Below are 12,703 nucleotides of genomic sequence, written 5' to 3'. Positions count from 1 at the left end.
GCGCCCGCGGCGGCGGCGTCCGACGGCGGCGGGAGGCTCAGCGCCTTGGCGCATCCCGCCGTCGTCCGCTCCGTTAACGGGAGCCGCGCCTCAGTGCAGGTAGGGGCGTTACACGCAGTCCCCGGCCTCGCTGTACAGTTTCGATCGTTGCCACGATCGAATTCATACCGCAGGGGGAGCGACCTATGGGTCCGGATAAAGCTGAGACCGAGACACTGCGCCAAAGGGCCAAGTTCCGGGCCGCCGCGGTGCTTCTGATCATCCAGGGCGGCCTCATGGAAGGCGGGGTGTTTGTTGCATTCGTTGTTCTGCAACTACTGGGCGTCGACCAGTCTGATGCTGGCCAGCGCTTCTCTTTCATCGTCCCGTTTTTCCAGGATCACCTCTATCTGATGATGGTGATGAGCGGCGTGTTCGGCGCCGTCCGCATCATTGGCGCCGTTGGACTGCTCCGGAATCGGCTTTGGGGGCTGGCCCTTTCAGTCATCAACTGCGTTGTCACGCTGGCCCAGATGATCTTCCTGCTGCCAGCCGGCATCGTGGATGGACTGCTGTCCGGAAGTGCACTGCTCCTCATGCTGCTCGCCTGGTTCGGGGCCGCGCCGATCGTTGGACCTGCGTCAGTTCGCCGGTCCAGGGCACTCCAGAACGTGCGGTGAAGCGCGCCTACCACCGGCATCGGTGCCCGACGACGGCGGTTGGCTCAGCGCCTAGGCGCGTCCCGCCGTCGTGCGGCATATGCGAACAGCGACGTGGTGGCTACGGTGGCCAGGTACCCTGCGATCACGATGAGTGAGATCCCGGCCCAGAAGTAGTTGGTGGTGCTGTCATCCTGGAGCGGCCCCGGGGCGATCTTGGCCAGCGAATACACGGCCACCCCCGCGGAAGCCAGCCCGATCACCACCGGCAGCGTGAGCCAGATCTTTGCCGAGCCCACGTGCCTGTCGAAGCCGTCCCACACGTTCCACGCGGCGCCGTTCCGCATGATCAGCCAGCCGGCGGGGATCATAAACGCGCCCACCAGGAGGAAGGCCGCGACGACATCGGCGGGGCGGTGCCACTGGTTGATCAGTGTGGAGACTCCCGAGGCGATGGCGAAGGTGCCGCCCACAAAACCGGCCAGCGGACGCCACCGCGGCGAGGCCATCAGGAACACCGCCGCCGCAGCCGACGCCGCCAGCGTGGTATGCCCGGACGGCAGCGAGTTCAGTTCCAGCGTCACCACACCCTTGTCCGGGCGGGCGGGCAGCACTTCCTTCAGGACCTGCGTGGCGATATTCGCACCGATGCACGCGGTGACTGCGATCCCGGCGGCCGACCACCGCCGTCGGATCACCGTGACAAACAGGACCACGACGGCGGCCACCACCAGCGAGATGGTGGGCAGCCAGTCCAGGAACTCGGTGGCTGCCTTGCCCGCGGGCCCGTGGATGTCCACGGCCTCAACCAGCGCGGATTCATCGATGAACTGGCCCGTGGTGGTCTGGACGAAGTAGTAGTACGTGGCGATCAGACCGACAATGCAGGCGAGCCAGGCGAACGCGAACATAAAGCCGGAGCCCGGGGAGGGGCGGGCCGGGGTCCGCGGTGGTGCCTGGCGTGGAATGGTCATCGGTTAAGGGTGTCACAGAAAACTGGGAGGACTCGCACGGTTGACTCGTGGCCCGGGCTGACCGGATTGCGTAACTTCTGGGCGGGCGCCGTGGGTTGGCCAGCGACGACGCCAGCAACCCGAATGTGACACTTGACACGTGTTAGGTCGGCGCCATAAGCTACCTCACACGTGTTAGGAAGGAAAATTGACATGACCGGTGCCACAACTGGCCGCCTGCGTGAATTCTCGCGCCGGACCGCCCTGGGTGCCTTGGGAGTAGGAATTGTGGGAGCAACGGTGGCGTCGTGGCCCCGGCTCTCCGGAACCGATATTCCCGGGCGGGGCGACAACAGCCTCAGCATTGCCATCATGGGTACAGCCGCCGATGCCGCCGCGCGCCAGCGCGCCATCGACGCGTTCACCCGCCTCCACCCGGACATCCGGGTCAAGGTCCAGGCCATCCAGGCCGTGGACTGGAAAGACTTCTTCACCAAGATCCTCACCATGGTGGCCGCCGGCACACCGCCCGACGTCGTCTACGTTGCCACCGAGGGCGCGCAGCTCTTCGCGGACAAGCTGGCCCACCCGCTGGACGAATACCTGCGCCGCGACGCCGCGGACATGGCCGAGTTCTTCGCCGACGTCCACCCCAGCCTGGTGGAGGCCTTTATGTACAAGGGCAGCCTCTTCCAACTCCCCATGGACTGGAACGCCGCCAACATGTACTACAACACCACCGCCTTCGCGCAGGCAGGTTTGGAGCGCCCGGCGGACGACTGGACGCACGTGGACTTCCGCAACAGCCTCGCCGCGATGCGCAAGGCCCGGCCGACCGACTTCACCCCGTATTACTGGACCAACCGGCTCTTCGGCGGCGTGGTGCCCTGGCTCTACGCCAACGACACCAGCTTCCTGAAGGAGACCCGGTCCGCCGGCGGGGACTGGCTCTGGGACTCCTTCTACGCCAACGATCCCTCCCGCAACCTGCGCTCCGGCGGCTACCAGTGGCTGGAACCCAACGCCGACGACCCCCGCGTCTTCGAGACCTTCGACTACCTCCGCGGCCTCGTCAAGGACGGCCTCGGCGTCCGGCCCGAAGAAGGCGGCGGCAGCTCCTTGGTGGGGCTCTTCGCCTCCAACCGGATCGGCACCACCCCGGCCGGCGGCTACTGGGTCCAGGGCCTGCACGAGGCCGGCATGAAGGAGAACGACTACGACGTTGCGTTCTTCCCCAAATGGCGGAGCCAGCGGCACCAGTTCGGCACGGCCGGCTACGCCATCATGAAGACCGCCAAGGACAAGGACGCCGCCTGGGAATGGATCAAGTTCAGTGCCAGCCGCGAGGCCATGGAGCTGATCTTCCCCAACCCGGTGACCACCCCGGCGCGCCGCTCCATGGTCAACGAGGCGCTGTACTCGGGCAAAGGCCCGGCGCACTGGAAGGTCTTCTACGACACGCTGGACAAGTACCCCACCACCGGCCCCATCCCGGCGCCACCCCAGCAGGCCGCCGTCGAAACGGCCCTGATGAAGAACGTCTCGCTGGCCGTCAGCGGCGACGAGCGCCAGCTCAAGCAGGCCCTCGAGTCCATGCAGCGCGATCTTGAACTGGCCCTGAGGAGGCAGTCATGAGTACCACCATCACTCGCCGGGAGCGGCCGAAGCAGCCCGCCAAGGCCGCCAAGCCCGGAACACTCGCCACTTCCCAGACCGCGTCCGGCCGGCACAGCCAGCGCTGGCTCGCCTGGATCTTCCTGGCCCCCACCATCCTGGGCATGGGCCTGTTCACCCTGGTGCCCATCGCGGCATCGGTGGTCCTGGCGTTCTTCCGCTGGGACATCATCTCCGCCCCGACATTCGTGGGCTTCGACAACTTCGCTGAAGTGGTCCAGGACCCCGCGGTCCGGGTGTCCTTCCTGAACACCATTGCGTTTGTGATTGTGGCGGTGGCCCTCCAGCTCGGCCTGGCACTGGCGCTCGCCGTGATGGTGCAGGAGAAGATGCCAGCCTGGCTGCGGACCTTCTTCCGCTCGGCGTTCTTCTTCCCGCTGATCCTCTCCGCCGCCTCGGTGTCGATCTTTATGCGGTACCTCTTCAACGAGCAGTTCGGCGTGGTCAACTGGTTCCTGTCCCTCGCCGGCATCCCCGCGGTGCCGTGGCTGACCACCCCCGGCGGGTCCGCCGCCGTCGTCATCCTGGTTTATGTCTGGCAGAACTTCGGGTTCTCCTTCCTGCTGTTCATCGGCGGGCTGGCGTCGATCCCCGTGGAAACCTACGAGGCCGCCGCGCTGGACGGCGCCACCGGCTGGCGCAGACACGTCTACGTCACCCTGCCGCTGCTCAGCCCGACCACGCTGCTGGCGTCCGTGATGGCCATCATCAGCGCCCTCCAGGTGTTCGACCAGCCGTACGTCCTGACCCGCGGCGGGCCCGGGGACTCCACCCGCACCGCCGTGATGGTGATCTTCGAATCCGCGTTCCAGCGCCTGGAATTCGGCGAGGCCTCGGCCATCGGCGTGATCCTGACCCTCATCATCATGGCCATCACCGCCGCGCAGTTCCGGCTCAGCAAACGATTCGTCTTCTACCAGTAAGGCCAGCCATGACTACCACTACAGAGCGTGTCTCCACCCGCACCCCTGCCGTGCCTGCCCGGTCCCGGCGGAAGCCGAACTGGAACCTGGTCCTCCGCATTGTCCTGCTGATGATCGCGGCCGTCCTGACCCTGGGCCCGGTGATGTGGACCCTGTCCACGTCGCTGCGGTCGCCGTCGGAATCGTTCAAGCTGCCGCCGTCGTTCTTCCCCTGGAACCCGGATTTCACGTCCTACGCACAGGTCTTCCAGCAGGTGGACATCGTCCTCCTGGTGCTGAACAGCGCCCTGGTCACCGGGCTCATCGCCGTCGGACAGATGGTCACCGCCGCGATGGCCGGCTACGCCTTCGCCAACCTGAAGTTCCGCGGCCGCGGCGTCCTGTTCTCCATCGTGCTGGCCACCATGATGGTGCCGTTGCAGGTGACCATCGTGCCCGTGTTTATGCTGATCCGCGGTATGGGGCTTTCGGACACGCTGCTGGCGCTGATCCTGCCGGCCATCCCGACGGCGTTCGGCACCTTCCTGATGCGGCAGTACTTCATGGGGCTGCCCACCGACCTCGCGGAAGCGGCGTCGATCGACGGCGCCTCACCCTGGCGGACCTTCCGCTCGGTCTACGCCCCGCTGGCCATTCCGGGGATGGCGATCGTGGGCATCCTCGCCTTCAATTTCCACTGGAACGAGTTTTTCCGGCCGCTCATCATGACCATCTCGGAACAGAACTTCACCCTGCCGCTGGGCCTCGTCTCCCTGCAGGGCAACCTGGGCACCGGCAGCATCTCCGTGGTGCTGGCCGGCGTGGTCCTGTCCATGATCCCTGCCCTGGTGGTCTTCATCTTCGGCCAGCGCGTGCTGCAGGACGGCCTCACCGCCGGCAGCGGCAAATAGCCCACACTTCTGAAAGGCTCACCTCCATGTCATCCCCGGACCTCGCCGCCGCCGACTTCGCCCGCCTGGCTGCCGCCCACCCCGACCCCGCGTTCCCGCACTTCCACCCCCGCCCCGCCCAGGGCTGGATCAACGACCCCAACGGCATCAGCCACCTCAACGGGCGGTACCACGTCTTCTTCCAGTACAACCCCGCGTCCGCCCGCCACCACAAGATCGCGTGGGGCCACCTCAGCTCCGCGGACCTGGTCCGCTGGGAGGAACACCCCGTGGCGCTGCGCCCGCAGGATGGCGGCCCGGACGAGTACGGCTGCTGGACCGGTGTGGTGACGGACGACGGCGGCGTCCCCACCGCCGCGTACTCCGGCGTCCGCGGCGACGGCGGCCACTCGCAGGTGGTCATCTCCCGCGGTTCGGCGGACCTCGTTTCCTGGACCCAGGATGGGCACGTCGCGGCGTCCATGCCGGCCGATCCCATGGTTACGGCCGTCCGCGACCCCTTCATCTTCCGCTTCAACGGCAAGCGCTACGCCATGCAGGGCGCGGGTCTGGCCTCCGGCCACGCGGCGCTCCTGCTCTACACGGTGGAGGACCTGGCTGACTGGAAGTACCAGGGCATCTGGCTCACGTCCGAGAACCCGATCGCTGCTGCCCGGACGCCGGCCGAGATCTGGGAGTGCCCGCAGCTGGTGCGGGTGCCGGCCGGGTCCGGCGGCGACGCGTGGGTCATGATGTTTTCGCTGTGGCTCTCCGGCGATGACCACGAGCACGCCAACGGGGTAGGCCACCTCATCGGCTCCCTGGCCGAGGACCCCGCCACCGGGCTGCCGGTATTCTCCCCGGAGACCGGCGGAAAGTCCGACCTGGGCCGCGACTTCTACGCGCCGCAGATCGTGCAGCTGCAGGACGGTGCCGGCGCCGGTGCTCCTGGTGTTCCTGCTTCTTCCTCTGCTCTTGCTGCTCTCGCGGAGCCCAAGGCGCTGCTGTGGGGCTGGGCCAATGAAGGACCTGGGCGGGACGGCCGCCGAGGCCGCAGCCAGGAACAGATCGACGCCGCGGGCTGGGCCGGAGTGCTCACCCATCCGCGCCTGCTGTCCGTGGTGGACGGTTCCCTGGCCGTGGCACCCGCGCCGGAGGTGGATGCCTACCGTGGCGCGCAGCTGGCTTCGCAGGCTGCCGGGAGCGTTGAGCTGCCGGCGTATGCCGAAGCTGTGGTGACCGCCCGCTCCGGTGGGCCGGGCGCGCTGGCCGCGGACGCCGTCGTCGAACTTTCCCTGGTGGCCGATGGTTCGCAGGAGGCTGGGCAGGTGGTGTTCAGCGGGACATTGGCTGCGGGGGAAGAGTTGCGTGTGTTTGTGGACGCGTCGCTGGTGGAGGTGTACCGGAGCGGTTCGGTGGCCACCACGCTGCGCGCCTATCCCGCACCCGGCGAGCGGTGGGTGCTGCGGCTTCCCGAGGGCGCGGCTGCGGATGTCTGGCAGCTGGAACAGCCTCGGTAGGGGAGGGTCTGGCGCGAAAGGACACTTGAGGCCCAACATGCCGGGGCCTCAAGTGTCCTTTCGCGCTGTTGGTCAGGCCTGGCCGGCGGGGACCGGGCCGGTTGACTCGCGCACCACGAGCCGGCACGGGACCATCGTCTGGGCGGGCCGTCCGTGCTCAGCGGGGGCGCCGCCGTCGCCGTAATCCTCGTAATCCTCGTTATCCTCGTTATCCTCCGGCTCCTCCGACAGTTCCCGGAGGAGCCCGGTCATGGCGGCGGCGCCCATCTCCCGCAGCGGGAGGGCCATGGTGGTGAGCGCCGGGACCATGGTGGATGCGATGCGGAATTCGTCGTCGTACCCCATGATCGAGAGGTCCTGCGGGATGGCCAGGCCCAGCCGGTTGGCCGCGAGCACCACGCCGATGGCCAGGCGGTCGTTCGCGCACACGATCGCGGTGGGCCGGTCCGGCGCAGCCACGCCGTCCAGGAGCTTCATGGCGCCATGGAACCCGGCATCGATGTCCCAGCCCGCTTCAAGGATCCGGCCTGGCCGCACCGGCAACCCGGCGGCCTCAAAGGCATCCCGATGGCCCTGGATTCGGCGCGGGGCTGCGGGATTAATGCTGTCACCGGCGAGGAATGCGATGTCCCGGTGGCCAAGCTCCAGCAGGTGCATGGCCGCCTCCCGGCCGCCGCGGACCTCATCCGGAATGACGGCGGGAACGCCCGCCTCGGGACGGTCATCGAAGCAGTTGGCCAGCACCGACGGCACGCGCAGCATGTTGAGCGGGACGTGCAGGGGGCGCAGGCCCACGGTGACATACATGAGCCCGTCCACCTGGCGGTCCAGCAGCGTGGCCACAGCACTTTCGTCACGGGTCTCGTCCAGCTCGGTATCCATCACCACGGTGACAAAACCCTGGGACCTGGCCACGGCGTCCGCGCCGGCGATGATGTTGCCGTCGAACGGGCTGGTGACCACCTGGTCCGAGACGATCCCGATGATCCGCGACCGGCGGTTGCGCAGGCTCACGGCAATGGCGTTGGGCGTGTAGTTCAGCGTGGCCGCCGCTTCACGGATCCGGACCTGGCTCTCCTTGGCCACATTCCCGTCGCCGCGGCCGTTCAGGACCAGCGACACCGCGCTGCGGGACACCCCGGCGAGCTTGGCGACGTCGAGCGCTGTGGCTTTGCGGTTCATACTGGGTTTCCTCCCGCGTACGGTATTTCCTGCAGTCTACCTAACGCGTGTGAGGTGCGCCCGGACCTGGCGCGGCGGCGTGCGGGAGGCGCGGCAGGCTGGCCGCCGCGACCAGCAGTGCCAGGGCCCCGAGGCCAAAGGGCAGGGCGGTGAGGGTGGCGATGCCACCCACCAGCAGCGGCCCGCCGGCGTCACCGAGTTCCCGGCCAAGTTCCGCCGAACCCATGGTCCGGCCCATCCGCTCCGGCGGCGTGGTGTCGGCCAGATGCGCGAAGCCGAGCGGCGTGGCCAGGCCGACGCCCGCGCCAATGGCTGCCGCGGCAATGAACAGGGTGACCGGACCCGGGGTGAGGGCGATGAGTGCGACGCCCGCGGCGGTAAGGAGGAGTCCCGCCGTCGTCCCTTTGTTATCGCTGATGCGGTGTGCGTCCCGCAGCCTGCCGATCCAGGGCTGGATGAGCACCGACGTGATGGCCAGGACACTGACCGCGGCCGTGCCGGCAATAGGGCCAAGGCCGTGCCGGGTGGCGAGGGCGGGAATGAATCCGATCGCCGCGCCGAGCGCCCCGGTCGAGGCCGCCAGCACCAGCGTGGGCACCAGGAAGCGCCGCTCGGTGACCTGGCGGGCAAGGTCCAGAACGGTGTAACGCTGCCGGGGGAGCGGAGCCAGGTGCGGAACGGACACCAGCACCCACGCGGCCGTGGCCGCCGCCAGCACCGAGAGGGCCCCGAACAGCAGGGCAAACCCGCCCGCGAGAATCAGTCCCGCGCCCAGCAGCGGACCGATGACGTACCCCAGGCTCTTCCAGGAACCGTACCGGCCGAAGTAGGTCCCGGCCTTTTTGCCTCCCGCCAGCCGCGCAACCATCGCGGACGACGCCGGCGAGAACGCCGAAGCCGCTGCGCCCTGACCCAGCCGCGCGAGTCCAAGCATCAGCGGATTCGCCGCCCAGAGGCCGATCAGCGACAGCACCGCGAAGGCCAGGAGGCCGCCGACGATGACGGGCTTGGTTCCGATCCGGTCGCTCAGGGCGCCGAAGACCGGCTTGAGGAAGACCTCGGAAACGTCATAGAGGGCCAGCAGGATGCCCAGGTTGAGCAGCGTCAGGCCGATGTTCTCGCTCTGCGCGCCCATTCCGGCGGCGATGCTGTGGGCGCCGAACGCGGTGACGAAGCCGGCCGCGTACAGGGGGACGGTGGACGCCCGGGCGTTGACCACCTGTGCCGGGGCGCTCACGCGTGCACTTTGGGACAGGGCGCCTGTTTTAGGGAAATCACACCGCACAGCGTAACAACAGACAAACTGGGTAGCAGCAGACGTTGTTTTGAGGGCTCAAACCGACATCTGCTGCTACTTACTTGGGGGAGGGGAGTCGCTAGGTGAGGGACGCCGCCAGCTCCTCGATGATCTCGAACTGCTCGCGCACGCCGCCTTCCATGCCGGACTGCGCAATCATGTCCCGGACTTCCTTGCTGCCCGCATCGGTGCGGATCCGCACGGTGGTGGCGCCGCCGTCGGCCTCGTCAAAGGTGACCGTATTAAGCACGGCGCCCTCCTCGCTGTCCGGCGCGGTGCCCGGCATCTCCATGACTTCCGTGTGGACGATCCGCTCGTTGGGCACAATCTCGCGGTACGTGCCGTGGAAGGCCACCTGGAATTCGCCGTGCGCCACCATGACGTACCGCCACGCGCCGCCGACGCGGAAGTCCATCGCCGCCACAGTCATCTCACCGCGCCGGCCCGGCCACCATTTCTTGACGTGTTCCGGCGTGGTCCAGGCCCGGTAAACGAGGTGCGGGGGTGCGTTGAGGGTCCGCGTGATCAGGATTTCCGTGTCGCTGGGGAACGTCACATCCATGGTGCTGCTGCTTGCCTGTGCCATTGTCCTGCTCCTTTCAGTGCTCTTCTTTGAGATCCTCCAGCACGTCCTCGAGAAGATCGAAGCGCTCCTCCCAGAGGTGCCGGTAGCTGGCCACCCAGTCGTGGATGGGCTTGAGGGCTTGCGGATTGAGCCGGTAGAGCCGCTGCCGGCCTTCGTCACGCACGACGACGGCGCCCACCTCGCGCAGCACCCGCAAGTGCCGTGACACGTGCGGCTGCGCCAGGCCCAAAAGGGTCACCAGCTCGTTGACCGGGCGTTCGCCTTGCGTGAGGGCGTCCAGGATTTCCCGACGGCGGGGCTCAGCCACCGCATTGAACGTATCTGCCGTTGTTGCTGCCCGTGCCATACCGCAATTGTATACCCATATGGATATGCATTGGAAGGGACGGGCAGCGCATCTGCCACGCAGTGCCGATGAGCTGAAAAGTCGAGTACCTACTACTGATGCTTTCGGCATCCCCGGCCGCATAGCGTCGTATGGGGGACCTGCGAGACGTCCATCGGTACACCGCTTCTGGGGGCAGGAAGGACAGCAATGGCGCCGGACGAGGGCAACGCCCTTCCCCTCCTGGATCCGGATGTCCTGGACAGGCTGCGGACAGAGCTCGAGGACGATGACGGCGTGTGGAAAGTCTTCGTGCAGAACTTCATCGAACACCTGCCCCACAGGACTGAAAAGCTGCGTCTGACCCTGACCACCGGCGACCTGGCCGGTGCGATGGACGCGGTCCTCAGCCTCAAGACCTCCAGCCAGATGGTGGGCGCGGAGCGCCTGGCCGGACTTGCCATGGAGCTGGAACGGGCCCTGCGCCACGAGACCCTCGACTCTGAACCCGCCCGCGTCCTGCCGCGGTTGGCAGCGGACCGCCTGCGCCAGATCATTCGCTGCGCCCGGCAGACCACCAACATCCTGCAGAAGTACCTGCACTCCGGGTGACGCCCGCCTGCCCGCACTCTGGACGACTGGGAGCGCGAAAGGAACACTGGGGTCAGGCGATGTTCCGACAAGGAGGCCTGGCCATGACCATCATCGATATCGCGGTGTACGTGGACGGGGTCAGGACGGCGGACCCCGACGGCCTGGACGAGACGTACTTCGTCCTGAGGCAGCGCGAAGGAATGGCGTGGATCGGACTGTACCGCCCGGACGCCAATGAAATCAGGTCCGTGGCCGAGGAATTCGACCTGAGCCCCCTTGCCGTGGAGGACGCCCTGGCCGGACACCAGCGGGCCAAGCTGGAGCACTACGGCGAGTGCGTCTTCCTGGTGCTCCGCCCCGCCCGCTACCTCGACGACGTGGAGAAAGTGGACTTCGGCGAGATCCACGTTTTTGTCGGCGCCGATTACGTGATCACCGTCCGCCACGCCGAATCTCCGGACCTGGCAAGGGTGCGCCAGCGGATGGAATCCACGCCGGAGTTCCTCGCCTTGGGCCCGGAGGCCGTGCTGTACGGGATCCTGGACCAGGTGGTGGACGAGTACGAACCCGTGGCCGCGGGGCTGGAGAACGATGTGGACGAGATCGAGGACGACCTCTTCGGCGCCGACCCGGACGTGTCGCGCCGGATCTACGAACTCTCCCGCCAGGTCATCACCTTCCAGCGCGCCACCAGTCCGTTGGTTGGCATCCTCCAGGCCCTCGCGGCCGGAACACCGGAGCACCAACCGGGTCCCGAGCTGCAGGACCACTTCCGCGACGTGCTGGACCACGTGATCCGGCTGAATGAACGGGTGGCGTCCTTCCGCGCACTGCTGCAGAACGCCTTGGCCGTCAACACGGCGTTGGTGGCGCAGCGGCAGAACGACGAAATGCGCAAGCTCACCGAATCCAGCTTCGCCCAGAGCGAGCAGGTGAAACGCATTTCGTCGTGGGCGGCCATCCTGTTTGCGCCCACGCTGGTAGGCACCATTTACGGCATGAATTTCACCAGCATGCCCGAGCTGAATTGGGTCTTCGGCTACCCGTTTGCCCTGGGCCTGATGGTCGCCATGGGGCTGGGGCTCTACTGGACCTTCAAGCACAACAAGTGGATCTAGCCTTTTTGTCCCTTGCGGGACGCCCGTTCCGGGCTGAAAATGTGCTTGTGGTCGCCTGCTGACGCCGTGGTTCTATGGTTCGTTGAGGCCGTGATCTAGCCGGGCGTTGGGGATCACGCCGTGGGCCCTTCACTGTTTCTTTTGCTGAGAACGAGGACTAGATTCCGCTTTTCCCTGGTGATCCCCACGGGCGGCCGCTTCATGTATTCAGCGGGTGCGTCTTGTGAGGAGATGAACAGGATCATGCTGGCCGAATCCCAGGATGAGGAACAGATTGTCGAAAGGGTAGCGGCCCTTGATATCGGCAAAGCCGAACTCGTGTGTTGTGTCCGGGTCCCTGCGGAGGGGAACCCAAAAAAGCGGTTGCAGGAGGTCTCTACGCATTCGACGATGAGTCGGTCCTTGGCGGACTTGGCCAACCATCTGGTGGATGTGGGCATCGATCGGGTGGTGATGGAGGCGACCAGCGATTATTGGAAGCCGGTGTTTTACCTTCTCGAGGCGCATGGGCTTGAGCCGTGGCTGGTCAACGCCCGCGACGGGAAGCATCTGCCGGGGCGGCCGAAGACCGACGTGCTCGATTCGGTGTGGCTGTGCAAGGTCGCCGAACGGCAGATGCTGCGGCCCAGTTTCGTTCCGCCCGCCCCGATCCGCCGGCTGCGGGACCTGACCCGGTACCGGATTGATCTGATCGGGGTGCGGACGGCGGAGAAGAACCGGGTCGAGAAGCTCCTCGAGGACGCGTGCATCAAGCTCTCTGTTGTCGCCTCGGATATTTTCGGGGTGTCCGGGCGGGCGATGATGGCGGCGCTGATCGCCGGCGAGCGGGACCCGAAGGTGCTCGCGCAGCTGGCGCGGTCAAGCATGCGCAGGAAGATCAGCGAACTTGAGGAGGCGTTCACTGGCCGGTTTGATGACCATCACCGGTTCCTCCTGACACGGATGCTGGCCAGGATCGACGGGATCGACGCCGATATCGCCGCGGTCGATGAACAGATCGAGGTGCAGTTGGCCCCTTTCGCGG

13 protein-coding genes are annotated in these 12,703 nt (G+C 66.8%); 8 read left to right on the top strand and 5 right to left on the bottom strand.

Features of this window, described 5'->3' with window-relative positions; genetic code table 11:
- Positions 1–185: 185 nt before the first annotated feature.
- On the top strand, positions 186–659 hold the full coding sequence (locus tag ACX80V_RS08095; protein ID WP_485842711.1) for a hypothetical protein: 474 nt from the start codon (positions 186–188) through the stop codon (positions 657–659).
- A gap of 44 nt (positions 660–703) precedes the next feature.
- On the opposite strand, the gene ACX80V_RS08090 is transcribed toward ACX80V_RS08095, so the two are convergent.
- Positions 704–1,612 carry a phosphatase PAP2 family protein gene (locus tag ACX80V_RS08090; RefSeq protein ID WP_485842710.1) on the bottom strand — a complete coding sequence of 303 codons (909 nt, stop codon included), beginning with the start codon at positions 1,610–1,612 and terminating at the stop codon, positions 704–706.
- A 192-nt stretch (positions 1,613–1,804) separates the two neighbouring features.
- Here ACX80V_RS08090 and ACX80V_RS08085 point away from each other — a divergent pair, with 192 nt between their 5' ends.
- Genes ACX80V_RS08085 through ACX80V_RS08070 form a run of 4 tightly spaced genes read left to right on the top strand, consistent with a single transcriptional unit; the run spans position 1,805 to position 6,577 of the window.
- Positions 1,805–3,226: an extracellular solute-binding protein gene (locus ACX80V_RS08085; RefSeq protein WP_485842709.1), complete on the top strand. Its 1,422-nt coding sequence runs from the start codon at positions 1,805–1,807 to the stop codon at positions 3,224–3,226.
- Entirely contained in the window at positions 3,223–4,188 is a 966-nt protein-coding gene (locus ACX80V_RS08080; protein ID WP_485842708.1) for a carbohydrate ABC transporter permease, read from the top strand. Before ACX80V_RS08085 ends, ACX80V_RS08080 begins: the two co-directional genes overlap by 4 nt.
- Before the next feature lie 8 nt (positions 4,189–4,196).
- Positions 4,197–5,078 carry a carbohydrate ABC transporter permease gene (locus tag ACX80V_RS08075; protein WP_485842707.1) on the top strand — a complete coding sequence of 294 codons (882 nt, stop codon included), beginning with the start codon at positions 4,197–4,199 and terminating at the stop codon, positions 5,076–5,078.
- A 26-nt stretch (positions 5,079–5,104) separates the two neighbouring features.
- The gene (locus ACX80V_RS08070; protein WP_485842706.1) at positions 5,105–6,577 is read left to right on the top strand and encodes a glycoside hydrolase family 32 protein; all 1,473 of its coding nucleotides are present in this window, start codon (positions 5,105–5,107) and stop codon (positions 6,575–6,577) included.
- 72 nt (positions 6,578–6,649) lie between these two features.
- Here ACX80V_RS08070 and ACX80V_RS08065 read toward each other — a convergent pair whose 3' ends face one another.
- From ACX80V_RS08065 to ACX80V_RS08050, 4 genes are all read right to left on the bottom strand, one after another.
- Positions 6,650–7,759 carry a LacI family DNA-binding transcriptional regulator gene (locus ACX80V_RS08065; protein WP_485842705.1) on the bottom strand — a complete coding sequence of 370 codons (1,110 nt, stop codon included), beginning with the start codon at positions 7,757–7,759 and terminating at the stop codon, positions 6,650–6,652.
- Positions 7,760–7,799: 40 nt separating this feature from the next.
- On the bottom strand, positions 7,800–8,996 hold the full coding sequence (locus ACX80V_RS08060; protein WP_485842704.1) for an MFS transporter: 1,197 nt from the start codon (positions 8,994–8,996) through the stop codon (positions 7,800–7,802).
- A gap of 139 nt (positions 8,997–9,135) precedes the next feature.
- Complete coding sequence (locus ACX80V_RS08055; protein ID WP_485842703.1) at positions 9,136–9,642, bottom strand: SRPBCC family protein; 507 nt, start codon at positions 9,640–9,642, stop codon at positions 9,136–9,138.
- Between the two features lie 13 nt (positions 9,643–9,655).
- Positions 9,656–9,988, bottom strand: a complete 333-nt coding sequence (locus ACX80V_RS08050; protein ID WP_485842702.1) for an ArsR/SmtB family transcription factor — start codon at positions 9,986–9,988, stop codon at positions 9,656–9,658.
- Between the two features lie 189 nt (positions 9,989–10,177).
- Between ACX80V_RS08050 and ACX80V_RS08045 the strand changes: the two genes are divergently transcribed.
- The 3 genes from ACX80V_RS08045 to ACX80V_RS08035 all read left to right on the top strand — a co-directional run.
- A complete protein-coding gene (locus ACX80V_RS08045; protein WP_485842701.1) occupies positions 10,178–10,579 on the top strand; it encodes an Hpt domain-containing protein in 402 nt (133 codons plus the stop codon).
- Between the two features lie 83 nt (positions 10,580–10,662).
- Positions 10,663–11,679: a magnesium and cobalt transport protein CorA gene (locus ACX80V_RS08040; protein ID WP_485842700.1), complete on the top strand. Its 1,017-nt coding sequence runs from the start codon at positions 10,663–10,665 to the stop codon at positions 11,677–11,679.
- A 231-nt stretch (positions 11,680–11,910) separates the two neighbouring features.
- Positions 11,911–12,703: IS110 family RNA-guided transposase (locus ACX80V_RS08035; protein WP_485842699.1), on the top strand; the 793-nt coding region annotated here is incomplete at its 3' end.

It is taken from the genome of Pseudarthrobacter arbutini (genome assembly GCF_054510915.1).
The sequence above is the reverse complement of the archived record's forward strand: the minus strand, read 5'-3'. Positions and strand labels throughout refer to the sequence as shown.